This window comes from Pseudaminobacter sp. Soil_N_29 (assembly GCF_057656055.1).
This window is the reverse complement of record NZ_JBDGLC010000004.1, coordinates 271,466-295,276: the sequence shown is the minus strand read 5'-3', so window position 1 is coordinate 295,276 and position 23,811 is coordinate 271,466. Positions and strand designations below refer to the sequence as shown.

21 protein-coding genes are annotated in these 23,811 nt (G+C 63.9%); 11 read left to right on the top strand and 10 right to left on the bottom strand.

The features are described from left to right. Positions 1-446 precede the first annotated feature (446 nt). The 6 genes from topA (at position 447) to rpmG (ending at position 8,116) form a co-directional block, all read left to right on the top strand. Complete coding sequence (gene topA / locus AC3A4H_RS12170; RefSeq protein WP_487766883.1) at positions 447-3,077, top strand: type I DNA topoisomerase; 2,631 nt, start codon at positions 447-449, stop codon at positions 3,075-3,077. A gap of 6 nt (positions 3,078-3,083) precedes the next feature. Continuing rightward, positions 3,084-5,402, top strand: coding sequence for a ribonuclease R (gene rnr, locus AC3A4H_RS12165; RefSeq protein ID WP_487766882.1), 2,319 nt, complete (start codon positions 3,084-3,086; stop codon positions 5,400-5,402). Next, positions 5,402-5,821: a DUF983 domain-containing protein gene (locus tag AC3A4H_RS12160; protein ID WP_487766881.1), complete on the top strand. Its 420-nt coding sequence runs from the start codon at positions 5,402-5,404 to the stop codon at positions 5,819-5,821. Before rnr ends, AC3A4H_RS12160 begins: the two co-directional genes overlap by 1 nt. 73 nt (positions 5,822-5,894) lie before the next feature. Further along, positions 5,895-6,635, top strand: a complete 741-nt coding sequence (locus AC3A4H_RS12155; protein WP_487766880.1) for an NUDIX hydrolase — start codon at positions 5,895-5,897, stop codon at positions 6,633-6,635. A gap of 28 nt (positions 6,636-6,663) precedes the next feature. Then, the gene (locus AC3A4H_RS12150) at positions 6,664-7,848 is read left to right on the top strand and encodes an MFS transporter (RefSeq protein WP_487766879.1); all 1,185 of its coding nucleotides are present in this window, start codon (positions 6,664-6,666) and stop codon (positions 7,846-7,848) included. A 100-nt stretch (positions 7,849-7,948) separates the two neighbouring features. Then, the gene (rpmG, locus tag AC3A4H_RS12145) at positions 7,949-8,116 is read left to right on the top strand and encodes a 50S ribosomal protein L33 (protein WP_348779503.1); all 168 of its coding nucleotides are present in this window, start codon (positions 7,949-7,951) and stop codon (positions 8,114-8,116) included. Positions 8,117-8,510: 394 nt separating this feature from the next. Here the strand turns inward: rpmG and AC3A4H_RS12140 are convergent, their stop codons facing one another. Both AC3A4H_RS12140 and AC3A4H_RS12135 read right to left on the bottom strand, forming a co-directional pair. After that, entirely contained in the window at positions 8,511-9,884 is a 1,374-nt protein-coding gene (locus tag AC3A4H_RS12140; RefSeq protein WP_487766878.1) for a PleD family two-component system response regulator, read from the bottom strand. A 35-nt stretch (positions 9,885-9,919) separates the two neighbouring features. Next, positions 9,920-10,276 carry a response regulator gene (locus tag AC3A4H_RS12135; RefSeq protein WP_348779628.1) on the bottom strand — a complete coding sequence of 119 codons (357 nt, stop codon included), beginning with the start codon at positions 10,274-10,276 and terminating at the stop codon, positions 9,920-9,922. 230 nt (positions 10,277-10,506) lie between these two features. Here AC3A4H_RS12135 and AC3A4H_RS12130 point away from each other — a divergent pair, with 230 nt between their 5' ends. Together AC3A4H_RS12130 and AC3A4H_RS12125 are read left to right on the top strand one after the other, a co-directional pair. Next, entirely contained in the window at positions 10,507-10,803 is a 297-nt protein-coding gene (locus AC3A4H_RS12130) for a DUF3572 domain-containing protein (RefSeq protein ID WP_487766877.1), read from the top strand. Further along, positions 10,800-11,453 (top strand): hypothetical protein, encoded by a 654-nt coding sequence (locus tag AC3A4H_RS12125; protein WP_487766876.1) that lies wholly within the window; start codon positions 10,800-10,802, stop codon positions 11,451-11,453. Before AC3A4H_RS12130 ends, AC3A4H_RS12125 begins: the two co-directional genes overlap by 4 nt. A gap of 51 nt (positions 11,454-11,504) precedes the next feature. On the opposite strand, the gene AC3A4H_RS12120 is transcribed toward AC3A4H_RS12125, so the two are convergent. Then, positions 11,505-12,083 carry a GNAT family N-acetyltransferase gene (locus tag AC3A4H_RS12120; protein WP_487766875.1) on the bottom strand — a complete coding sequence of 193 codons (579 nt, stop codon included), beginning with the start codon at positions 12,081-12,083 and terminating at the stop codon, positions 11,505-11,507. Between the two features lie 64 nt (positions 12,084-12,147). On the opposite strand from AC3A4H_RS12120, the gene AC3A4H_RS12115 reads away from it, so the two are divergent. Then, on the top strand, positions 12,148-13,470 hold the full coding sequence (locus tag AC3A4H_RS12115) for a DNA polymerase IV (RefSeq protein ID WP_487766874.1): 1,323 nt from the start codon (positions 12,148-12,150) through the stop codon (positions 13,468-13,470). 18 nt (positions 13,471-13,488) lie between these two features. Here the strand turns inward: AC3A4H_RS12115 and AC3A4H_RS12110 are convergent, their stop codons facing one another. Continuing rightward, positions 13,489-15,006, bottom strand: coding sequence for an NAD(P)H-hydrate dehydratase (locus AC3A4H_RS12110; RefSeq protein WP_487766873.1), 1,518 nt, complete (start codon positions 15,004-15,006; stop codon positions 13,489-13,491). A 318-nt stretch (positions 15,007-15,324) separates the two neighbouring features. Here AC3A4H_RS12110 and AC3A4H_RS12105 point away from each other — a divergent pair, with 318 nt between their 5' ends. Then, on the top strand, positions 15,325-15,663 hold the full coding sequence (locus tag AC3A4H_RS12105) for a P-II family nitrogen regulator (protein WP_348779496.1): 339 nt from the start codon (positions 15,325-15,327) through the stop codon (positions 15,661-15,663). 59 nt (positions 15,664-15,722) lie between these two features. After that, complete coding sequence (gene glnA / locus AC3A4H_RS12100; protein ID WP_348779495.1) at positions 15,723-17,132, top strand: type I glutamate--ammonia ligase; 1,410 nt, start codon at positions 15,723-15,725, stop codon at positions 17,130-17,132. Positions 17,133-17,214: 82 nt separating this feature from the next. On the opposite strand, the gene AC3A4H_RS12095 is transcribed toward glnA, so the two are convergent. The 6 genes from AC3A4H_RS12095 to rplQ form a co-directional block, all read right to left on the bottom strand. Further along, a complete protein-coding gene (locus AC3A4H_RS12095) occupies positions 17,215-18,006 on the bottom strand; it encodes an ATP12 family chaperone protein (protein WP_487766872.1) in 792 nt (263 codons plus the stop codon). A gap of 199 nt (positions 18,007-18,205) precedes the next feature. Further along, positions 18,206-19,192, bottom strand: a complete 987-nt coding sequence (locus AC3A4H_RS12090; protein ID WP_487766871.1) for an RluA family pseudouridine synthase — start codon at positions 19,190-19,192, stop codon at positions 18,206-18,208. Positions 19,193-19,392: 200 nt separating this feature from the next. Further along, positions 19,393-20,226 (bottom strand): aspartyl/asparaginyl beta-hydroxylase domain-containing protein, encoded by an 834-nt coding sequence (locus AC3A4H_RS12085; RefSeq protein ID WP_487766870.1) that lies wholly within the window; start codon positions 20,224-20,226, stop codon positions 19,393-19,395. A gap of 75 nt (positions 20,227-20,301) precedes the next feature. Further along, entirely contained in the window at positions 20,302-21,618 is a 1,317-nt protein-coding gene (locus tag AC3A4H_RS12080; RefSeq protein WP_487766869.1) for a replication-associated recombination protein A, read from the bottom strand. 14 nt (positions 21,619-21,632) lie between these two features. Then, positions 21,633-23,183, bottom strand: a complete 1,551-nt coding sequence (locus AC3A4H_RS12075) for a DegQ family serine endoprotease (protein ID WP_487766868.1) — start codon at positions 23,181-23,183, stop codon at positions 21,633-21,635. 173 nt (positions 23,184-23,356) lie between these two features. After that, entirely contained in the window at positions 23,357-23,788 is a 432-nt protein-coding gene (gene rplQ / locus AC3A4H_RS12070; protein WP_348779489.1) for a 50S ribosomal protein L17, read from the bottom strand. Between the last annotated feature and the right edge of the window lie 23 nt (positions 23,789-23,811).

The window sequence follows — 23,811 nt, the reverse complement described above, 5'->3', positions numbered from 1 at the left end:
GATGTCGCTGGCTTCGATGTAGGCCATTTCAATAAGGAAGGCGAGCATGTCGCAGCGCTCGGATTCCGCCAGGGTACGCAGTTGGCCAAGCAACGACTGTATATAGTCGAGAGTATCGGTTCGCCTCGTTGTAAGGGACTGCCGCATCGGCAATACTCCGGTTTGTCCAGCCGGGCCGCACCGCCGGACGGGAGGGGGTTAGACGAATGACTTTTTGCAAGAATTCTCCACAACCATTGATACTATAGACCATATTACACTTATCCTAGATTGCAATATGCGGACGCCCGCATTTTTGGCGCGAGGCCTATCTGTCAACCGTCGATTTCGCCGTCGCCCCTTGACCGGATGCAAAACCGCAGCCATGTGACGAGCCAGTTGACAGAATTTTTCGCCGCGCATCGCCTTTGTTGCCGCTGGCGACACCATTGGAAACAAGAGAAAACATGGACGTCGTCGTCGTCGAGTCGCCCAACAAGGTCAAAACCATCAACAAGTATCTGGGCAAGAACTACAAGGTTCTCGCCTCGTTCGGCCATGTGCGCGATCTTCCGGCCAAAGACGGCTCGGTGAAGCCGGACGAAGACTTTGCCATGTCCTGGTCCGTGGACGGCGCTTCGGCCAAGCGCCTGACCGACATCGCCAAGGCGGTGAAGGATGCCGACGGCCTGATCCTCGCCACCGACCCTGATCGCGAGGGCGAGGCGATTTCGTGGCACGTGCTGGAGGTGCTGAAGCAGAAGCGCGTGCTGAAGGACAAGCCGATCAAGCGCGTGGTGTTCAACTCCATCACCAAGCAGGCCGTGCTCGACGCCATGGCCAATCCGCGCGAGATCGACCCGCCGCTGGTCGATGCCTATCTGGCGCGCCGCGCGCTCGACTATCTCGTGGGGTTCACGCTGTCGCCGGTGCTGTGGCGCAAACTGCCCGGCGCCCGCTCGGCCGGCCGGGTCCAGTCGGTGGCGCTGCGCTTCGTCTGCGACCGCGAGAACGAGATCGAACGCTTCGTGCGCGAGGATTATTGGCTGATCGCGGCCATTCTCGCCACGCCGCGGGCGGAGAACTTCGAGGCCAGGCTGACGGCCTATGACGGCAAGAAGCTGCAAAAGCTGGATATCAAGACCCAGGAGCAGGCCGATGCGATCAAGGCCATGCTCGACGGCGCATCCTTCAAGGCGCTCTCCGTCGAGGCAAAGCCCACTAAGCGCAACCCTGCTCCGCCCTTCACCACTTCGACCATGCAGCAGGCCGCCTCGTCGCGCCTCGGCTTCTCGGCGTCGCGCACCATGCAGGTGGCGCAGCGCCTCTATGAGGGCATGGATATCGGCGGCGAGACCACCGGCCTCATCACCTATATGCGTACCGACGGCGTGCAGATGGCGCCGGAGGCGATCAGCGCAGCCCGCGCGGCGATTGCACGCGAATTCGGCGACAAATACGTGCCCGAAAAGCCGCGCTATTATTCGACCAAGGCCAAAAACGCCCAGGAAGCGCACGAAGCCATCCGACCGACGGACTTTTCGCGCACTCCCGCCGAGGTACGCAAATATCTCGATCCCGACCAGGCCAGGCTCTACGAGATGATCTGGAAGCGCGCAATTGCCAGCCAGATGCTGCCGGCAGAGATCGAGCGCACCACCGTCGAGATCGAGGCGCGCCGCGGCGCACAGACGGCGGAGTTGCGTGCGGTCGGCTCCGTCGTCCGCTTCGACGGCTTCATCGCCGCCTATACCGAGCAGAAGGACGAGGACGCGGAGGACGAGGAAAGCCGCCGCCTGCCGGAAATCCGCGCCGGAGACGCGCTCGACCGCCAGTCGATCAACGTGACCAGTCACACCACCGAACCGCCGCCGCGCTACACCGAAGCCTCCTTCATCAAGAAGATGGAAGAGCTCGGCATCGGCCGCCCGTCGACCTATGTCGCCACGCTCAAGACGCTGGAAGACCGCGACTATGTGACGATCGATAACCGCAGGCTGATCCCGCAGGCCAAAGGCCGTCTGGTCACCGCGTTCATGGAAAGCTTCTTCGAGCACTATGTCGAATACGACTTCACTGCCTCGCTGGAGGAGAAGCTCGACGAGATCTCGGATGGCAAGCTGTCCTGGAAGGACGTGCTGCGCGACTTCTGGAAGGCGTTTTCGGCGACCGTCGACGACATCAAGGAACTGCGCGTCACCGACGTGCTCGACGCACTCAACGAAGAACTTGCTCCGCTCGTCTTCCCTGCACGCGAGGATGGCTCAAACCCGCGCATCTGCCCGAAGTGCGGAACCGGCAACCTGTCGCTGAAGCTCGGCAAATATGGCGCCTTCGTCGGCTGCTCCAACTATCCCGAATGCGGCTATACCCGCCAGCTCGGCGGCGACGGCAATGGTAGCGGCGAAGGCACCGAGGGCCTTGAGGACGGCACCAAGTCGCTGGGCAAGGATCCCTACACCCAAGAAGAGATCACGCTGCGCAGTGGCCGTTTCGGTCCCTACCTGCAGCGCGGCGAAGGCAAGGAGGCAAAGCGCTCCAGCCTGCCCAAGGGCTGGACGCCGGCAAGCATCGATCATGAGAAGGCGATAGCGCTGCTGTCGCTGCCGCGCGATGTGGGCAAGCATCCCGAGAGCGGCAAGATGATCTCCGCCGGGCTCGGCCGCTACGGGCCGTTCGTGCTGCACGACGGCACCTATGCCAATCTCGAAAGCATCGAGGACGTGTTCTCTATCGGCCTCAACCGCGCGGTTTCGGTTCTGGCGGAAAAGCAGTCGAAGGCGAAGGGCGGCCGCACCGCCGCCGCGGCGCTGAAGGAACTCGGCGAGCATCCGGACGGCGGCGGCGCGATCACCGTGCGCGACGGCAAATACGGACCCTATGTCAACTATGGCAAGATCAACGCGACCTTGCCTAAGGGCAAGGATCCGGCAAGCGTAACCATGGAAGATGCGCTTGCGCTGATCGCGGAGAAGGAAGCGAAGGGCGGCGGCAAGAAGCCTGCCCGCGCCAAGGCCGCGGCCAAGAAGCCGGCCGCGAAGAAGCCTGCCGCAAAGAAAACCGCGACCAAGAAGGCCGCGAAGAAGACAGAGGAATAACCTCCCTTGGCAAGAGACATCTCCGGGCGGAAAGGTGCCGGCACCAAGAGCGGCTCATCCGAGGCTGCCCGCTCCGGAGGCAAGTCGCGCGACTTCCTGCCGTCGCGCGACGACATCTTGCGCTACATTTCCGAGAACCCGGACAAGAGCGGCAAGCGCGACATCGCCAAGGCCTTTTCGCTCAAGGGCGAAAGCCGCATCTGGCTGAAGGACACGCTGGCCGAGCTTCAAAGCGAAGGGCTGCTGGAGAAGGACCGCAAGCGCCTGATGCGCCCGGGCGCCCTCCCCGCCGTTGCCGTGCTGGACATTTTCGCGCGCGACGAGGACGGCCTGTTGCTGGCCCGCCCCACGGAGCAGCGCGAAGGCGCGCTGCCGACGGTGGTGTCGATCAAGGTTCCGCGCAGTGGCCCGGCACCGGGCATCGGCGACCGCGTTCTGGCCAAGACTTTTCCCACCCATGCCGAGACCGGACCGGCCTACACGGCACGGGTGATGAAGATCTTCGAGAAGCGCAGCGAGGCGGTTCTCGGCGTGTTCCGCGTGCTCCAGGACGGCACCTTCCGCATCGAGCCGGTGGAGCGCCGCCAGTCCGAACTGGTGGTGGAGAAGGAATTCCGCAACGGCGCCGAAAATGGCGACCTGGTGGAAGTCGAGCCGCAGCGCGCATCGCGCTATGGGCTTCCGCGCGCCAAGGTGCTGAACGTGGTTGGCTCGCTTACCAGCGAGAAGGCGGTCTCGATGATCGCCATCCATGCCCACGACATACCGCACATCTTCCCGCAGGAAGTGATTGCAGAGGCCGAGGGCTCCAAACCCGCCACGTTGGAACGCCGCGAAGACTGGCGCGACGTGCCGCTGGTGACCATCGACCCGGCTGACGCCAAGGACTACGACGACGCGGTGTTTGCCGAACCCGACCCCGATGAGCGCAATCCGGGCGGCGTTGTCGCCGTCGTCGCCATCGCCGATGTCGCCGCTTACGTCCGTTCGGGAACCGCGCTCGACCGCGAGGCGCTGAAGCGCGGCAATTCGGTCTACTTCCCGGACCGCGTGGTGCCGATGCTGCCGGAACGCATCTCGAACGACCTCTGCTCGCTGAAGCAAGGCGTCGACCGCCCTGCCCTGGCGGTGCGAATGACGTTTTCGGCGGAGGGGCGAAAGATCCGCCATTCCTTCCACCGCATCATGATGCGTTCTGCCGCGCGCCTCGCCTACCCGCAAGCGCAGGCGGCGATCGATGGCACTCCAGATGATGCGACGGGGCCGATCCTCGACACAATCTTGAAGCCGTTGTGGGCAGCCTACCACGTGCTCAAGCGCGGGCGTGATTCGCGCCAGCCGCTGGAGCTCGACCTGCCGGAGCGCAAGATCCTGCTCAAGCCGGATGGCACGGTCGACCGGGTCGTCGTGCCCGACCGCCTCGACGCGCACAAGCTCATCGAAGAGTTCATGATCCAGGCCAACGTGTCGGCTGCCGAGACGCTGGAGGCGAAGAAGCAGAGCCTGGTCTACCGCACGCACGACGCGCCATCTCTTGCCAAGCAGGAGGGTTTGCGCGAGTTCCTGGCGACGCTGGGCCTTTCGCTGGCGCGCGGCGCGCAGATGATGCCGGCGCAGTTCAACCAGATTCTGAGCCGCGTGAAGGGCGCCGAGCACGAAGCGCTGGTCAACGAGGTGGTGCTGCGCGCCCAGAGCCAGGCGCTCTATTCACCTGACAACCTTGGGCATTTCGGCCTCAACCTGCGCCGCTACGCCCACTTCACCTCGCCGATCCGCCGCTATGCGGATCTTATCGTGCACCGCGCCCTGATCGGCGCGCTGAATTTCGGGCCCGACGGCATCACCCGCGGCGAGGAAGAGAGGCTGGAAGACATCTCCGAGCTGATCTCGGCCACCGAGCGCCGCGCCATGGCGGCCGAACGCGACACGATCGACCGGCTGATCGCCGGCTACCTGGCTGAACACCTCAACGATACGTTCGACGCGCGCGTTTCGGGTGTCACCAAGGCGGGTCTTTTTGTCCAATTGCCGCAGTATGGCGCCGATGGTTTTATTCCGGTGTCATCCATCGATGGCGACTATTATATATACGACGAGACTACCCAGGCGCTTTTCGGAGAACGCACGCGCAAAGGCTATCAGCTTGCAGATCGCGTCGAGGTTCGCCTCGTCGAAGTGGCCCCGCTACAGGGCGCAATGCGTTTCGAGATGCTGACCGAGCCAAAGCCGTTGCCGGGATCCAGGGCATCATATCACAAGGCAAAAGCACAGAGGTCGCGGGCTCGCGCTGCACAACGCAAGATGCCCGGAAGCAGGAGACGGTGATGGAGACACAGGTTTTTGGCGCGGCGGGCGCAGCCCGGCCAACTCGGCCGCTGTGGCAGGCAATGAAGCGCGGCTTTCTCGGGCGCTGCCCGCATTGTGGCGAGGGAAAGTTGTTCGCCTCGTTCCTGAAGCCGGTCCACCATTGCGAGCACTGCGGCGAGGAGATGTATCACCACCGCGCCGACGACCTGCCGGCCTACATCGTCGTTGTCATCGTCGGACACATCGTGGTTGCCGCCTTCATGGGCATCGAGGCCACGGTTCAGCTGTCCACCTGGCAGCACCTTGCGATGTGGGTACCCGCGACCATCCTGATGTCGCTTGCACTGCTGCGCCCGGTCAAAGGCTCGATCGTCGGTCTGCAGTGGGCTCTCTACATGCACGGCTTTGACGGCAAAGGCGACAATATGGACGCCTGAACGAAGCGGCTGGCGTAAAGCTCTATCCGCTGGAACAATTTCGCCCAGCGGCAGATTCCCCTAAAGTGCATGCATGGACGGATTGACCAAAGACCAGCTGGACAAGGCCGAGTCCAATGACGCGTCGTTAGGCGCCGGCCCCAGACGACCGCGCGACGCCGCGACGCTGATCCTGCTCGATCGCAGGGGCGGCGAAGTGCATGTGCTGATGGGCAGGCGCCATTCGAGCCATGCCTTCATGCCGGGGAAGTTCGTCTTTCCCGGCGGGCGCACCGACCCCGATGACGGCCGGGTGCCGGTGACTGATACGCTCGACCCGCTCGAAGAGGCCAAGCTTCTGGCAACCATCGCGCGCAGGAGCCAGGCAAGGGCACGCGCGATCGCGTTATCAGCGATTCGCGAGACTTACGAGGAAGCTGGCTTGCTGATCGGGCGAAAAGGCCCCTTCTCGACAGCAAAAGCAGACTGGCAAGGTTTCGTCCAACACGGGGTGCAACCGACGTTGCAGCCGCTTCGCCTGGTGGCCCGCGCCATCACCCCGCCCGGCCGGGTGCGCCGTTTCGACACCCGTTTCCTGGCGACGTGGCGCACCGACGTTGCCGTAGAGCTTCCAGGCGGCGGCCCGACCAACGAACTGGAAGGGCTGATCTGGCTGCCGCTGCGCGAAGCGCCGCAAGCCGACGTTCCGGTCATCACCAAGACCATACTCGAAGAGCTTCAACAGCGACTGGCGGCAGACCCCCAGCTACGCCCCGGCGGACCAGTACCCTTCTACCGAATGGTCCGAAACAGTTTCATCCGCGACGTTTTTTAATTCCGAAAGTTCCAGGTTCGACAAATACATGACAGGCAGCATCGAATCGCAGGCGCTAGACGTGCCCATGCGATGGTTGTCCATTTCGGCAGCTATCGCGTCCATCAGCGTTGTGGGCATCGCCATTGGGCTGGGCATGCCGCTGCTGAGCATCATTCTGGAGACGCGCGGCCACTCGGCCTCGATGATCGGCCTCAACACCGCCATTGCCGGCCTGGCCTCGATCGCCGCCGCGCCGCTGGCGACACCGCTGGCGGTGCGATTCGGTGTGGTCGCCACCATGTTCGCCATGATCGTGCTGGGCGCGCTGGCCTTCGTCGGCTTCTACTTCGCGCCTTCCTTCTGGATGTGGTTTCCGCTGCGCGTGGCGCTGCACCTGTCGCTGACGGTCCTCTTCATCCTGTCTGAATTCTGGATCAGCACCTCGGCCCCGCCGCACAGGCGCGGGCTGGTGCTTGGCATCTACGCGACGGTGCTTTCGCTCGGCTTCGCTGCCGGACCGTGGCTGTTCTCGCAGATGGGTAGCTCCGGCTTCATGCCATTTGGAACGGTCTTCCTGCTGGTGATGATTGCGGCCATCCCGGTGCTGGCGGCCTGGCGGGAAAGCCCCAACATCGTGCCTGAAGGCGGCAAGACCGGCTTCATCCGCTACATATGGCTGGTTCCGACCGCCACGGCCGCCGTGCTCGTGTTCGGCGCGGTCGAAACCGGCGGCTTCGCGCTGTTTCCCGTCTACGGCAACCGCATCGGCTATTCCGAGGGCGACGCGGCGCTGCTTCTGACAATGATCGGTCTCGGCAACGTGGTCATGCAGATTCCGCTCGGCATGATCTCCGATCGCGTCAAGGACAGGCGCCACATGCTGCTCATCTGCGCGAGCGTGGGCCTGATCGGGATGATTCTGCTGCCGCACATCAAAACTGACTGGCACGTGATGGCGGGCCTGCTGTTTCTGTGGGGCGGCGTGGTGGCCGCACTCTACACGATCGGTCTTGCTCATCTCGGGTCGCGCCTCTCGGGACACGAGCTTGCCAATGCCAATGCCGCCTTCGTCCTGTGCTACGGCCTGGGCATGGTGCTGGGCCCGCAGGCGATCGGCATCGGCATGGACGTGTTCGGCACCGATGGCTTCGGGTGGTCGCTGGGCGCATTTTTCGCCGTCTATATCGTTTTGTCGGTCGTCCGCCTCGTCATCGGCATAGGCCGGACTTGACTTTCCGCGCATGTTCTTTATGTGTCGCGCCAAGTTTCCGCGTCCGGGCTTCTAGCCGTGGTCAGGCGGCCCGAACTTCAAAGATAGACGGAAGAACATCATGGCCAAAGCCGCAAACATCAAGATCAAGCTTCTTTCGACTGCCGACACCGGCTACTTCTATGTGACGAGCAAGAACAGCCGCACCAAGACCGAGAAGCTGTCGTTCCGCAAGTACGACCCGGTCGCCAAGAAGCACGTCGAATTCAAGGAAACGAAGATCAAGTAATCTTCGCCCCCTTAGCGAAAGCGCAGCGATGCCGCCCCTCGGGCGGCATTTTTGTTTTTCGGCAGGAAGAAACCGCAACGCGGAAGCGCGCGATCAATCGTCCGTCAATTTTCGAGGGAGAGTTGGGGGCCGGCCGGCGCACGGCAGCGGTACGAGGAGGCCACTATGTGCCAGCGCCGGCCGACCGACCCCATGGACCCAGGAGATGCGGCGGACCTGAGCATCATGGGGCTGCTCGCGGAAAGGCCCGAAAACTGTACGGGCGCCCTTTCCTTCCGCAGCGAGAGTTGCGCAAGCGCGGTTGAAAATCAATAGTTTCTTAACCGCAGTTAGCGAATCACCTTGATTAAGGTAAATCGCTAACCCTTCGGCTACGCGACCTGTCCGCTTCTTCTCACGCCGCCTTGGCGACCACGCGGTTTCGGCCGGCCCGCTTGGCCTCATAGAGGGCTATGTCTGCCCGCTTCATCAGATCGGCCACTGTATCCAGCCCGCGCCGCAGCGAGGAAACGCCGACGCTGACCGTGACATCCAGGCACTTGCCATCCTTGCCGGCCGGAAACGGTTCTCGTGCGACTTCGGCGCGAATGCGCTCGGCCACCTTTTCGGCGATTTCGCCCTCGGTGTCCGGCATGACCACGACGAACTCCTCGCCGCCATAGCGGCAGGCGAGATCGATGCCGCGCACGTTCTTCCGCAACCGGCTGGCAAACTCGCGCAACACCTCGTCGCCGGCATCATGCCCGTAGGCGTCGTTGACGGACTTGAAGCGATCGATATCGGAAATCATCACCGACAGCGGGCGTCGGCGCGCCACCGCGCGGTCGAACAGCGTTTGCAGATGGCTGTCGAGATAGCGGCGGTTGTGCAGGCCGGTCAGCCCGTCGGTCACCGCCATTTCGATGGTCTGGGTGACGCTGGCGCGGAGGTGGTCGTTGTAGCGCTTGCGCTTGACCTGGGTGCGCAGCCGCGCCAGCAATTCCTGCTGATCGATGGGGCGCATCAGATAATCGTTGATGCCAAGCTCCAGGCCGCGGATCACCCGCTCCTCCTCGCCGGGATCGGCCAGAAGGATGATCGGCAAGGAGCGGGTCCCGTCGAAGGTGCGGAACTGGGAACAAAGCCGTAGTGCATCGAAGTCCGCGAATGCCGTAGAGACGATGACGCATTCATAGGGCGCCTCCGCCGCCTGAAAAAACGCGGCATGCGGATCTGTGGCGACGTCGAGCTCCATCTTGTTGCGCAGCATGCTCTGGATGCGCTCGTAAGATGACGGTCTTTCATCGATTAGCAGCACACGCGGCGGCGTATCTTCGGAAGGCTGCCGCCGGCTGAGCAATTCCTCGATGCCGATATTGCGCGTGGTGGAGGCGCGTAGGCGCAGTTCGTCGGTCAGCATCTTGAGCCGCACCAGGCTTTTGACGCGGGTCATGAGCTGCAGATCGTTGGCGGGCTTGGTCAGAAAATCGTCCGCGCCCACTTCAAGCCCGCGAATGCGGTCGGAAACATCGTCGAGCGCCGTGATCATCACCACGGGTATGTGCGAGGTGGCAGGGTCGCTCTTCAGCCGGCGACAAACCTCGAAGCCGTCCATATGCGGCATCATGACATCCAGCAACACCACGTCGACCTTGCCGTTCTCGCAGGTCTCGATGGCGTCTGCGCCATTGGTGGCCGTCACCACGTCGTAATATTCGGCCAGAAGCCGCGCTTCGAGCAGCTTCACATTGGCCGGAATGTCATCGACGACGAGAATGCGCGCGGTCATGGTGCTTCCTGCTCAGGAAATTGGCGAACGGCGCACTAGGCGTCGCCCAGATAGGACTTGATCGTCTCGATGAAGCGCGGCACCGATATAGGCTTGGAGATGTAGGCCTCGCAGCCGCCCTGCCGAATGCGCTCCTCATCGCCCTTCATGGCGAAGGCAGTGACCGCGATGACGGGAATGACGTGCAGCTCGTCGTCTTCCTTCAGCCACTTCGTCACCTCGAGGCCGGAGACCTCCGGAAGCTGGATGTCCATCAGGATCAGGTCTGGCTTGTGGGTGCGCGCCAGTTCCAGCGCCTCCAGTCCGTTGCGGGTTCGAACCGTCTCGTACCCGCTTGCTTCGATCAGGTCGCGGAAGAGCTTCATGTTGAGCTCGTTGTCCTCGACGATCATTACCTTCTTAGTCATAGAATTCCCGTCCCGACTGCCGATCGCGCCACTGAACTAATCTTCCGCGCGCCTGCCGATGGTACAAATCCATGGCACAACTAGCACAAGATCATTGACGAAACGGAAACCTCCTGCGCGAAACTTGAGAGCGTCCGTCTTGCCGCCGCTGCCCTTGCCCGGACTGGCGGCAGCGGCTACTTCATCCTTGTGTTTTGGACATCATGAAAGTGGCGATGATGCAGCAGTTTTCAACGGAAGGCGCCGAGGCGATTGCCATCCAGGCGTTGGGCTTCGTTGCGTCCGACCCAGAGCTTCTGCCGCGCTTCCTGTCGATCACCGGCATCGAGGCATCGGCAATTCGCCAGGCCGCGCAGGAGCCGGGCTTCCTGGCCGGCGTACTGCAGTTCCTGCTGGCGCACGAGCCGACGCTGTTGAGCTTTTGCGAAGCGAGCGGCATTGCGCCGGGCGAGATCGCCAAGGCCTTGCGGCAACTGCCGCTTGGCGACGACAGCCACCAGACATCGATATGACCGAAGATCCTGAAACCGCCCGCCAGATAGCTGAACTCGCACGCGACGAGCGACCGCTGCTGGTGCTCGACGTCGACGAGGTGGTGCTTGAGTTCATTCGGCCCTTCACGGGCTATATCGGCACGTTGGGCCTCGAGCTGCGGCCCGACTCCTTCCGGCTGCACGGCAACATCTTCGACCAGCGCACACAGGCGCCGGTGCCCAACGAACGCGTCTCGCAACTGATCGAGGGGTTCTTCCCTGTCCAGGCCGACTGGCAGACCGCACCTGCGGGCGCGGCCGAAGCCGTGGCGACGCTGGCCGAAAATGTCGAGATCGTGCTGCTGACGGCGATGCCGCACCGGCATCGCGCGACGCGACGCGCCCTTCTCGACCAGCTCGGCTTCCCCTACCCGCTTCTCACCACGGAGCGGGCAAAAGGTCCCGCGCTTCTCCAGCTGCGCGGCGAACACCCGCGCCCCGTGGCCTTTGTCGACGACCTTGCCCACAACCTGACTTCGGCCCGTGCATCTGTAGCCGATGCGCATCTCTTCCACTTGATGGCGCACCGGCAGCTGAGGGCCCTCATGCCGCCACTGCCGGAGGGCATAGTGGCGACCGAGGACTGGCCGGACGCAGCACCGAAGATCGCCGCGGCTCTCGGCCTCTGAAGCTCGTTCAGCCTCGCGACCAAGAGAAAGGCCTTAGCTTTCGGCCGAGACCTACACGGCAAGCCGCATCAGCGGCCGCCCCGGCTTGCGTTCCGCAACCGGCGAGAAGCCCGCCTTCTCGAAAACGCGTGTCGAGCCGACGTAAAGACCGACCGAGCGAGAATCCTTCGATTCGGTCATCGGGCAGGCTTCCACCAGGCGCGCGCCGTTCTTCCGCGCGAAGTCGACGCCGGCCTCAACCAGACGGTGGGTAAGCCCCTTCCGCCGGGCCGAGCTCCGGATGAAGAAACACGAGATCGCCCATACCGATGGGTCGGCGGCGTCGCCGGGATCGAGCGGCGTGGTTACCCTGCCCGCATTGTTCCACTCAGGCACGTCGGCGCGCGGGCCGATCTGCATCCAGCCGGTCGCGACATCATCCTCGATCGCCAGCAGGCCGGGAGGCGGTCCGGCCTCGATTCGCGCCTTGATGAATTCCTTGTTGCGGACGCGATCATTCTCCCGCCGCGCGGCCGGCGGCAGGCGGAAATGCGTGCACCAGCAGCCGTAACAGGCGCCCTGTTTTCCGAACAGATCCTCGAATTGCGGCCAGAGACCGCCCGTCAATGGCACGATTGTCAGCTTCGACATGCATCCTCCCTCTTGTCGCTTGTGAGCGGCAACCTGCTGCCATAGAATTCGTGACGTTCTGTTTATGTTCGCAATCATGCACACGCCTGTCAACGATTCGAGCCACGGTTTTTGCCGCGACTGCCTGACCCCGCAGCGCGGCGTCGGCATGCGTTGCGCCGCCTGCGGCAGCCCGCGCCTGGCGCGACATCCTGAGCTCTATTCGCTGCACATCGCGCATATCGACTGCGACGCTTTTTACGCCGCGGTGGAAAAGCGCGACAACCCTGCACTCAAGGACAAGCCGGTAATCATCGGCGGCGGCAAGCGAGGTGTTGTCTCCACCGCCTGCTACATCGCCCGCATCAACGGCGTGCGCTCGGCCATGCCGATGTTCAAGGCGCTGGAGGCCTGCCCCGAGGCGGTGGTCATCAAGCCGAACATGGAGAAATACGCCACTGTCGGCCGCGAGGTGCGCGCCATGATGCAGGCGCTGACACCACTGGTGGAGCCGGTCTCCATCGACGAGGCATTCCTCGACCTTTCCGGCACCGAGCGCCTGCACGGCCTGCCGCCGGCGCTGGTGCTGGCGCGTTTCGCGCGCAACGTGGAAGAGGAGATCGGCATCACCGTTTCGGCCGGCCTCTCCTACTGCAAGTTCCTCGCCAAGATCGCTTCCGACTTCCGCAAGCCGCGAGGCTTTTCGGTGATCGGGCAGGCCGAGGCGATGGGCTTCCTGGCCGAGCAGCCGGTGACCATGATCTGGGGCGTCGGCAAGGCCTTTGCGGCCACGCTGGAGCGCGACGGCATCCGCTCCGTCGGGCAGATCCAGCGCATGGAGCGAGGCGAGCTGATGCGCCGCTACGGCACAATGGGCGACCGGCTCTACCGGCTGGCACGCGGACAGGATGACCGCCGCGTGGTGCCGGATCACGATGCCAAGAGCGTGTCGGCCGAAACCACCTTCGATACCGATCTCGCCACGGCCGCCGACCTCGTGCCTATCCTGCGGGCGTTGTCGGAAAAAGTCTCGGCGCGGCTGAAGAAGGGGGGCATTGCCGGGCGCACCGTGGTGCTGAAGCTGAAGACGCACGACTTCAAGATCCGCACCCGAAACCGCCAGCTCACGGACCCGACACGACTGGCCGACCGTATTTTCCAGGTCGGCATGCAACTGCTCGAGAAGGAAACCGACGGCACAAGATACCGCCTGCTCGGCATCGGTGTCAGCGATTTGACCGACGCCGAGCGCGCCGATCCGCCGGATCTGGTCGATGTGCGCTCGCACAAGCGCGCGCTGGCCGAAGGCGCCATCGATGCCTTGCGCGACAAGTTCGGCAAGAAGGCGGTGGAGACAGGCTACACCTTCGGCAAGGGCCGCAACGCGCATCCGCCGGAAGAGCAGTAGCCGCCACGCGCGACGCCGTCATCCCTTCCACCCCTTGCGCGCGAAAAGATCGGCAAGCACCGGCCTCAGCGCAAGCGGAAGGTCCTCGGCGATGAGACCGGGACCGAAATGCCGCGCGGCCTCGCAATGTATCCAGGCGGCCGCGCAGGCCGCCTCGAAGGGCGGCATGCCCTGTGCCAGAAGTCCGGCGCAGAAACCGGACAGCACGTCGCCGGAGCCGGCGGTGGCCAGAAGCGGCGTGCCGTTGGAGTTGATGGCCGCGCGGCCGTCGGGCGCGGCGATCACCGTATCGGGGCCCTTGTAGACGACGACGGCGGAGGCGCGCGCAGCCCCCGCCCGCGCCTTTTCCAGCTTGGAAAGCTTGCCATCGGCGGCGATGTCGGGGAACAGCCGTCTGAACTCGCCTTCATGCGGGGTGAGCACCGCTTGCGGCGCGCCGGGGCGGCTGAGCGCCGCGCACAGTGCCTGCGGCTGGGTGGCAAATGTGCTCAAGCCATCGGCATCGAGCACGATGCTCTCGGGCAGCGTCTCCGCAGTGGAAAGAAGGTCGAGCAGGAAATCGCCGACTTCCGGCTCCGGCCCCAGGCCCGGGCCATAGACCAGCGTCCGCGGCTTGCGCGTATCGAGAAAATCCAGCACCTCGTCCAGCGTGTCGGCCTGTCGCAGCATGATGGAGGTGAGATGCGCGCCATTGACCGCCAGCGAACGCGTGGGCGACAGCATGGTCACCGCCCCGGCCCCCACCCTCGCCGCGGCCATGGCCGTCATTCTGGCTGCCCCTGTGGCCGTCGGCGCGCCGGAAAACACGCCGACATGGCCACGGCGGTATTTGTAGGTGTCGGACGCCGGCACCGGGAAATGATCGAGCCAGAGCGCCGGCAGGTTCTCGAAGGCGCGCGGGGCAATTTCGGCGACCACCCCATCCGAGATACCGATATCGACCACCACGACCTCGCCGCACAGCTCGCTGCCCGGCAGGAGCAGGTGCCCCGGCTTTTTGCGCGCGAAGGTGACGGTGAGCGCCGCGGAGAATGCATGGCCGAGCACCTCCCCGCTTTCGCCAGAGACGCCGGACGGCAGGTCCACGGCGATGACCGGCACCTTCCGCTCCGCCGCAACCCTTGCCGCACGCGCGGCGTCTTCCGAGAGGGGCTTGGAAAGCCCCGCGCCATAGAGCGCGTCGACCACAAGATCGCCCGACTCTGCCAGAAAGGCCGCAAGCGGGCGCGGCTCGACCGGATAGTCCGCGGCGGCACGGGCTGCGTCGCTGCCCGCGCGCGGCTCGCCCTCCTCCCAGAGCTGGACATGAACGCCGGCCTCGGCCAGCAGGCGCGCCACGACATAGCCGTCGCCCCCATTGTTGCCGGGTCCGCAAAGCACGTGGACGGTTGGGGCTGTGGGAAAACGCGCCAGCGCCAAAGCCGCGATGGCGGCACCGGCATTGCACATCAGCCCATAGCCGTCGAAAGGCCCCTGCCGCATAGCGAGCCTGTCGGCTCGTCCCATTTCGCTCGGGGTCAAGATTTCATGCGACATGCGCGGCCCATCCACACAAACGAATGAGGCTATGAGTAGCACATCGGGGCGCGCTCCAAAATGGAGGCACGGCGGCGAGACCCGCCTAAAAAATAGGCACCATGCACAGTTTTGCACCCGCTCAAACTGGCGCCGCCAGGAGCAAACAAGTGCTCTTGCGCGGAGGGGAATTTCGGAACGCCTCCCACGCAATTTTTCGCGAAAATCAACGCCCTACAAAAAGACTTGTTGCGAGCTATGGCAACTGGCACGCTTCCTGCTTTTAGAAGCGCAGCGGGCTCCAAGCCCTGTCCAGTTTCCATCGGAGGCCAAGTTCAGATGAAGAAGATCGAAGCGATCATCAAGCCGTTCAAGCTCGACGAGGTGAAGGAGGCCCTTCAGGAAGTCGGGCTCCAGGGCATCACGGTCACGGAAGCCAAGGGCTTTGGGCGCCAGAAAGGCCACACCGAACTCTACCGCGGCGCCGAATATGTGGTCGACTTCCTGCCCAAGGTGAAGATCGAAGTGGTGCTGGGCGACGATTCCGTCGAGGCCGCCATCGAGGCCATCCGCAAGGCGGCCCAGACCGGCCGCATAGGCGATGGCAAGATCTTCGTCTCCAACATCGAGGAAGTCGTGCGCATCCGCACCGGCGAGACCGGCCCTGACGCGATCTGACCCGGCCGCAACCTTTACATCCCCCCAAGTTTTAACGTCATCACATAGGAAAGCATGACATGACGACAGCCAAAGACATTCTCCGGCAGATCAAGGACAACGACGTCAAGTTTGTTGACCTGCGCTTCACCGACCCCAAGGGCAAGCTGCAGCACGTGACCATGGACATTGCCGAGGTCGATGAGGACATGTTCGCCGATGGCGTCATGTTCGACGGCTCGTCGATCGGTGGCTGGAAGGCCATCAACGAGTCCGACATGCTGCTGATGCCGGACCCTGAGACTGTCCACATGGATCCGTTCTTCGCGCAGTCGACCATGGTCATCCTGTGCGACGTGCTCGACCCGGTTTCCGGCGAGGCCTATAACCGCGACCCGCGCAGCATCGCCAAGAAGGCCGAGGCCTATATGAAGGCCGAGGGCATCGGCGACACCATCTTCGTCGGCCCGGAAGCCGAATTCTTCGTGTTCGACGACGTGAAGTACAAGGCCGACCCCTACAACACCGGCTTCAAGCTCGACTCCACCGAGCTGCCGTCGAATGACGATACCGATTACGAGACCGGCAACCTTGGCCACCGCCCCCGCATCAAGGGTGGTTACTTCCCGGTTCCGCCGATCGATTCCGCACAGGACATGCGCTCGGAGATGCTGACCGTGCTGACCGAGATGGGCGTGCGGGTGGAAAAGCACCACCACGAGGTGGCCGCCGGCCAGCACGAGCTTGGCGTGAAGTTCGATGCGCTGGTGCGCAACGCCGACAAGATGATGCTCTACAAATATGTCGTGCACCAGGTAGCCAACGCCTATGGCAAGACGGCCACCTTCATGCCAAAGCCGGTGTTCGGCGACAATGGCTCGGGCATGCACGTACACATGTCGATCTGGAAGGAAGGCAAGCCGACCTTCGCGGGCAACGAATATGCCGGCCTGTCGGAAAGCTGCCTCTACTTCATCGGCGGCATCATCAAGCATGCCAAGGCCATCAACGCTTTCACCAACCCGCTGACCAACTCCTACAAGCGTCTGGTTCCCGGCTATGAGGCGCCGGTGCTGCTGGCCTATTCGGCCCGCAACCGCTCGGCTTCCTGCCGCATTCCCCTGGGCTCCTCGCCCAAGGCGAAGCGCGTGGAGATCCGCTTCCCTGATCCGGGCGCGAACCCCTATTTCGCCTTTGCCGCACTGCTGATGGCCGGCCTTGACGGCATCAAGAACAAGATCCACCCCGGCCAGCCGATGGACAAGGATCTGTACGACCTGCCGCCGAAGGAGCTGAAGAAGATCCCGACCGTTTGCGGCAGCCTGCGCGAGGCGCTGCAGAGCCTCGACAAGGACCGCGGCTTCCTGAAGGCCGGCGGCGTGTTCGACGACGACCAGATCGACAGCTTCATCGAACTGAAGATGGCCGAGGTGATGCGCTTCGAAATGACGCCGCATCCGGTCGAGTTCGACATGTACTACTCGGTCTAAGCGCCTGATGTATAAATGAAAAACCCCGGCGCAAGCCGGGGTTTTTTGTTGCCGCCGGTTCGGCGGAATGATTTAGCGAAGGCTAAGCCTTGAGCGCTTCGAGCAGCTCAACCGCCGCCATCATGTCGCGCTTGCGGTTGTTGCGCCGCGCGATCGCCTCGGCATCCTGGCCCCACTGCTCGATCTGCCAGTCCTCGTCGACATGCGCAGCGGCCCAGGCTTCATCGGCCGTGAGTTCGCCGGTCTCGACTGCCAGCGCCAGCAGCGCCGAGCCGGTCAGCGTCGTCATCAGATGCATTGCCGCGAGGCGCAGCGGCTCGCTGCGCTGGCTCAGGTGGATACCGATAGCGCCGATCGCCTCGCGCGGCTGCTCCACATGCATGACGCCCTCGGCCAGCGCGAAGCGCGCGCCGAGGGATGCTCGCGCCCAGTCGAGCACGCCGTCCCAAGCCTCGTTCTGACGCTCCACAAGCCGCTCGGGCGCTTCGGCGCGGTAGCAGAGAAGGTCGGAGGAGGCGAAGCGCAGGATGTCCTCAAGAACCGCCTGCGGATCGGTGGCGACGCCGTCGATCGCGGTGTTGACCAGCCGCGTGACGGGCATGGTCATCGGGTCGATGTGCTCTTCCTGCGCGGCGAATTCCTTGGCGACCAGTTCGGCCGCCGCAGCCGTGGGCAAGGCGAGAAGCGCCTTGGTGGGGGTGCGCACCGACTTGCCGTCGAGCTGCACGGCAAAGCCTTCGTCCACCGGAGCGACCGAGACCTCCTTGTAGAAGCGCTTGGGCAGCTGCCGCTTTAGCTGGCTCTGCGCCCGGCGCACCGGGTCGGGATCGGACAAGAGATCGTGGGCTTCGAGATCGTTCAGAAGGTCGCGCATGGTATCCTCAAATCGGCAGCGGCTGCATGCCAGCCCTGCTGTCCGCTATGGCGTCGGCGCGATCGCCCCGGGCGGCCGCGCGGCAATCGCAGATTATATAGGCTTGGTCGTCAGATTGCCCAACCCGAAGCACCGACGCCGGAGAAAGCGCCGAGGCCCTGCGATTGCGTTCCGACTGCCTGCGGATGTGTAGCCCGGCTCAAGCCTCATCCTCGCCGCTGGCCTCATCGAAGCCGAGCAGGTTCCAGCTCTGGCGCATATGCGGCGGCAGTGGTGCGGTGACGTCGATCACGCCCCCGTCGGGATGCGGAATACGGATGCGCCGCGCATGGAGATGCAGGCGGTTCTGCATGCCGCCCGGGAAATCCCAATTGGTGTCGGCCTCGAAATATTTGGGATCGCCTATGATCGGGCAGCCGATATGGGCGGCGTGCACGCGCAATTGGTGAGTGCGGCCCGTATGGGGCTCCATTTCCAGCCAGGCCAGGCGCTGCGCGGCCTGTTCGATGACGCGATAGTAGGACACGGCATGGTCGGCGCCACGCTCGCCATGCTTGGCCACGCGCACGCGGTCGCCGTCCGGCGTGGCTTCCTTGATCAGCCAGGTGGAAATCTTGTCTTCGCGCTTCTTGGGCACGCCCTTGACCAGCGCCCAATAGGTCTTCTTGGCATCGCGGCCACGAAACGCTTCGGCGAGCTTCATCGCGGCAAGGCGCGTGCGCGCCACTACCAGCACGCCCGAGGTGTCGCGGTCGAGCCGGTGCACGAGGCGCGGCTTCTCGCCCTTCTTGTTGCGCCAGGCCTCCAGCATGTCGTCGACGTGGCGCGAGACGCCGGAGCCGCCCTGCACTGCAAGACCTGCCGGCTTGTTGAATACGAAAACCTTCGGGTCTTCGTAGAGCAGCATCTGGGCGAGAACGTCGCCGTCGTCCTGGTTGCGCATGGTCCGCGCGGTCAGCGGGCCCTCGCCCTTCTTGTCGACATCCAGCGGCGGCACACGCACCATCTGGCCGGGCTCCACGCGCGTGTCGGCCTTGGCGCGGCCGCCATCGATGCGGACCTGACCGGACCGCAACAGCTTCTGAAGCTGCACGAATCCCAATCCCGGAAAATGCGTCTTGAACCAGCGGTCGAGCCGCATGCCCGCCTCGCCGGCTTCAACCTTGATCTGCTCTACGCCTGCCATTTCATCAGTCCGTTTCGCCCGCTGCAAATATAGGGGCCGAGTTCCTGCGGCGCCGAAAAGCTGACGCCCACGGCGGCAAGCGAACCGAAACGTTCGCCTGAAACCATGGGCGGTGCTACCGCGATGTTTCTGTCATGTCGTTGCGAATAGCGGTTCGCACCTTTCGCAGCAATGTTCAATGGGCCGCGCCCACGCTCCGCCTATTTGGCAGGTGCGGCCTTGGGGTCGCGCGAGCCGATCATCTTCCAGTTCTTGTAGAAGATCGCCTTCATGCGGTCGACGCTGATCGAAATGCCGGCCAGCATCATGGACAAGACCCCCGGCACCGGCGAGGGGCGGATGACGTCCATGAAGACGCAGTAGCGGCGGCCGTCATGCTCGTTCACCGAACGGTGCAGCAGCGTGTCGTCGAAGATGAAGAGCGGGTCCTGATACCAGAACTGCTTGGCATTGCCGCACTCGATGAAGATCTGGTCGGTCTTGGCCGGCCTCAGATTGTAGAGCACGCGCAGTGTGAGCCGCAGCGGGCCGAAGTGGTACGAGGTCGATTCGCGGCCGCTGAACACCGACACGGCGATGGTGCGGATGTATTTGAACTTCCGGGTGAATTCCGGAACGTTGTCGATGTGCTGCTTGCCGTACCACTGGTAGACATACATGCCGCGCCGACCGCTCTCGAAATGGGCATCAATGTCGGCGATGATCTCCGCTTGCCTGTTCTTGAAGACCTCCAGAACCTCCTCGACCTCGCGGCGGTAGTCGTCGGGAAACTGCTCGAGCTTCCACACGCCCCAATTCTTGTAGGACAGGAGATCGACCAGAAGGTTTAAGGGCGACAGCAGCCAGGTGAACAGACCGTTGCCGGCAAAGTAGAGGCTGAACAGCCGACCGTTCTTGCGGTCGTTGCGGAGGACGTCGATGAGCCCGCACAGGATGAACAGCGCGGTTATGATCGGAATGAAGTAGAAGGCCAGCGCCAAGGCGACTATTGCGAGGCCGACCTTGCGTATGGTCTTGAGCGACTTCCTGTCCATATTGCTTACCGGGAATAGCGGGAACGATGGCGCTGTTTACGAAATTCGCGCAACAAATGCCAGCCCCGACGCCCGCTACTTGCCGCGCGCCCTCTCGGCGCGCAGCTTCGCCCAATAGTCCAGCCGCTTCCTGATCTCGCGTTCGAAGCCGCGTTCGGGCGGGTCGTAGAAGGTGTGGCGGCCCATCTTCTCGGGGAAATAGTCCTGGCCGGAAAACGCCTCGGGCATGTCGTGGTCGTAAAGATAGCCCTTGCCGTAGTCCTCTTCCTTCATGAGCTTTGTGGGCGCATTGAGAATGTGGCGCGGCGGCAGCAGCGAGCCATATTCCTTGGCTGCGCGCATGGCGCTCTTGAAGGCCGTATAGACGCCGTTCGACTTCGGCGCGGTGGCGAGATAGACGCAGGCCTGCGCGAAGGCGAGTTCACCCTCGGGTGAGCCGAGATAGTCGTAGGCGTCCTTGGCGGCGTTGGCGATGACCAGCGCCTGCGGATCGGCAAGGCCGATGTCCTCCACCGCCATCCGCACCAGCCGACGGCCGATATAGAGCGGGTCTTCGCCGGCATCGAACATGCGGCAAAGATAGTAGAGCGCGGCATCAGGGTCGGAGCCGCGCACAGACTTGTGCAGCGCGGAGATCAGATTGTAGTGGCCATCCTGGCCTTTGTCGTAGATCGGCGCGCGCCGCTGCACGATGCGCTGCAGGGCCTCGGCATCAAAGACTTCGCCGGGCTTTGCCGCGCGCCAGACTTCCTCGGCAAGCGTGAGAGAGGCGCGGCCGTCGCCGTCGGCCATCCGGACAAGCACCGCTCTCGCCTCGTCGTCGAGCGGCAGCGGCTTGCCTTCGGCGTGTTCGGCGCGCTCAAGCAGTTTTGAGATGCTGTCCTCGCCGAGAGAGCGGAAGACCAGCACCCTCGCCCGCGACAGGAGCGCAGCGTTGAGTTCGAAGGACGGGTTTTCGGTGGTAGCGCCGACCAGAACGACGGTTCCATCCTCCATGACCGGCAGGAAAGAATCCTGCTGGGCGCGGTTGAAGCGATGGATCTCGTCGACGAAAAGCAGCGTCTGGCGGCCGTTGGCGCGGCGCAGGCGCGCAGTGTCGAACACTTTCTTCAGGTCCGCGACACCGGAGAAGATCGCCGAAATCTGCTCGAAGGCCAGATCCGTCTCGCCGGCCAGCAGCCGCGCCACTGTGGTCTTGCCGGTGCCGGGCGGGCCCCAGAAGATCATGGAGCCGAGCGAGCCGGAGCGGATCATGCGGGTCAGCGCGCCATCCTCGCCGGTCAGGTGCTCCTGGCCGACGACCTCTGCGAGGCTTGCCGGGCGCAGCCGATCGGCCAGGGGCCGCCCGGGCGGTGCCCTTTCAGGTTCGGCGGCCTGGAACAGATCGGCCATATCTTCCTGGTTCCTCAGTAAATCAGAACTTGCCGCAGCAGCTGCCCATTGCGCTCCAGCGTAAGCCGCCAGCGGCGGGTCTTCTCTGCCGCAGCTTGCTTCAGCGTGTCGGGCGTGTCTATGGCCTGGCCGTTCACCTCGCGCACGACATCGCGAGGCCGCAGTCCGAGTTGCGCGGCGGGCGAATTGCGCTGGATGTCGACGACCGTGACGCCCTTGAGATCGTTGGGCATGCCGAGCCGCTGCGCAAGGCGCGGCGAAAGTTCTGCCACCGTGGCGCCTGCGAACGGGCTGCCCCCTTCAATGGTTATCGGGGCGGCGGAAGCGCCCTCCGGCGGCCGCACCGGCGTGATCTCTACGGTCTTTTCGGCTCCCTGGCTGAAGACAGCCAGGCTTGCCGGGCTGCCGATGGAAACCGTCGCTAGCCGGTAGCCGAGCGCATCCACGTGCTCGATCGCGATGCCGTTGAGCGACAGCACCACGTCACCCGGCTTCAGGCCAGCCTGGGCGGCAGGCCCTTCAGGTGCAACGGAGGAAACAAGCGCGCCCGAGGGCTGCTCCATGCCGAGCGATTCGGCTATCGCCGGCGTGACCGGCTCGAAGGTGGCGCCGATGAAGGGGCGTTCGAAATAGTCGCGCCCCTGCATGGCGGCTTCGACCACCGCACGCACCATGTTGGAGGGGATGGCGAAGCCGATGCCGATCGAGCCGCCGCTGCGGCTGTAGATGGCAGTGTTGATGCCCATGAGCTGGCCGGTCATGTTGATGAGCCCGCCGCCGGAATTGCCCGGATTGATGGCCGCATCGGTCTGGATGAAGAAGCCGAAGTCGGACACGCCGATATGGCTGCGCGCGAGCGCTGAAACGATGCCGCTGGTGGTGGTCTGGCCGACGCCGAACGGGTTGCCGATGGCCAGGACGAGATCGCCGACCTCGAGCGCGTCGGAATCGCCGATGGGAACAACCGGGAACGGCTTGTCGCTGTCGATCTTTAGAACCGCAAGATCGAGCGACTCGTCCCTGAGCAGAACCTTGGAGGGGAATTCGCGCCCGTCGGAGGTCGCGACCTTCACCTCGTCCGCATCCTTGATGACATGGTTGTTGGTGACCACGATGCCGCTGGCATCGACCAGAACGCCCGACCCCAGCGAGGACTGGATGCGCTGCGGCGCCTGCTTGCCGAACTGGCGGCCAAAGAACTGCTCGAAGAACGGATCGCCGGCGAAGGGCGAGCGCACCTGCACCTGCTGCGAGGCATAGACGTTGACCACGGCCGGGGCGGTTTCCTTGACTAGCGGGGCAAAGGACAACTGCATCTCGGTGCGCCCGAACGGGAGCCGCTTGCCCTGCGGCGCGGGCGCCGGCAGCTGCTGGTCGCCCTTGCCAAGCAGGTCGTTCAGCACCTCCTTGAGGCCCGGCTGATCGTCCTTGGGCGCGGCTGCCTGGTTGTCCGCCGGCTGTGTTTCGGCGGGCTGCGCATCCTCGGCCAGTGCCGGCAGCGCGACGAACGGCGCGGCGGCGAACCAGGCAGCAGTCAGAAGCCGAAACAGTGTTTTCGCAGCCATTGCGAATCCTCCAAAGCGAGCGCGAGCCATTCTCACGATGATTGTGCAAAATGAAAGGCTTCAGGGTTCAAATTCAAGCGATGCCTTGTCACACGCGGCGCCGCTTCCGAAGCCCGAAAAAGCAGAAAGGGGCCGCAAGGCCCCTTCCCGCTCATCCGACGATGCGAAGCCGATCAGGCGGCTTCGGATTCCGTCTCGACTGCCTCGGCGGCGGTGCGGGCGTGGTCGCCGGCACCCTTGGCAGAGGTGTCGCGCTCGACGAACTCGATCACGGCCATCGGGGCGTTGTCGCCATGACGGAAGCCGGCCTTCATGATGCGCAGATAGCCGCCGTTGCGGGTGGCGTAGCGCGGGGCAATCGTGTCGAACAGGCGCTTGACGACCGACTCATTGCCGATCTGGGCGATGACCTGACGGCGGGCGTGCAGGTCGCCGCGCTTGCCCAGCGTGACAAGCTTCTCGACGATCGGACGCAGGTCCTTCGCCTTCGGCAGGGTGGTGGTGATCTGCTCGTGCTCGATCAGCGAGACGGCCAGATTGGCAAACATTGCCTTGCGGTGGCTGGAACTGCGGCCCAGCCGGCGGCCGGCGAATCCATGGCGCATGGCTCTACTCCTTCAAATTTTGT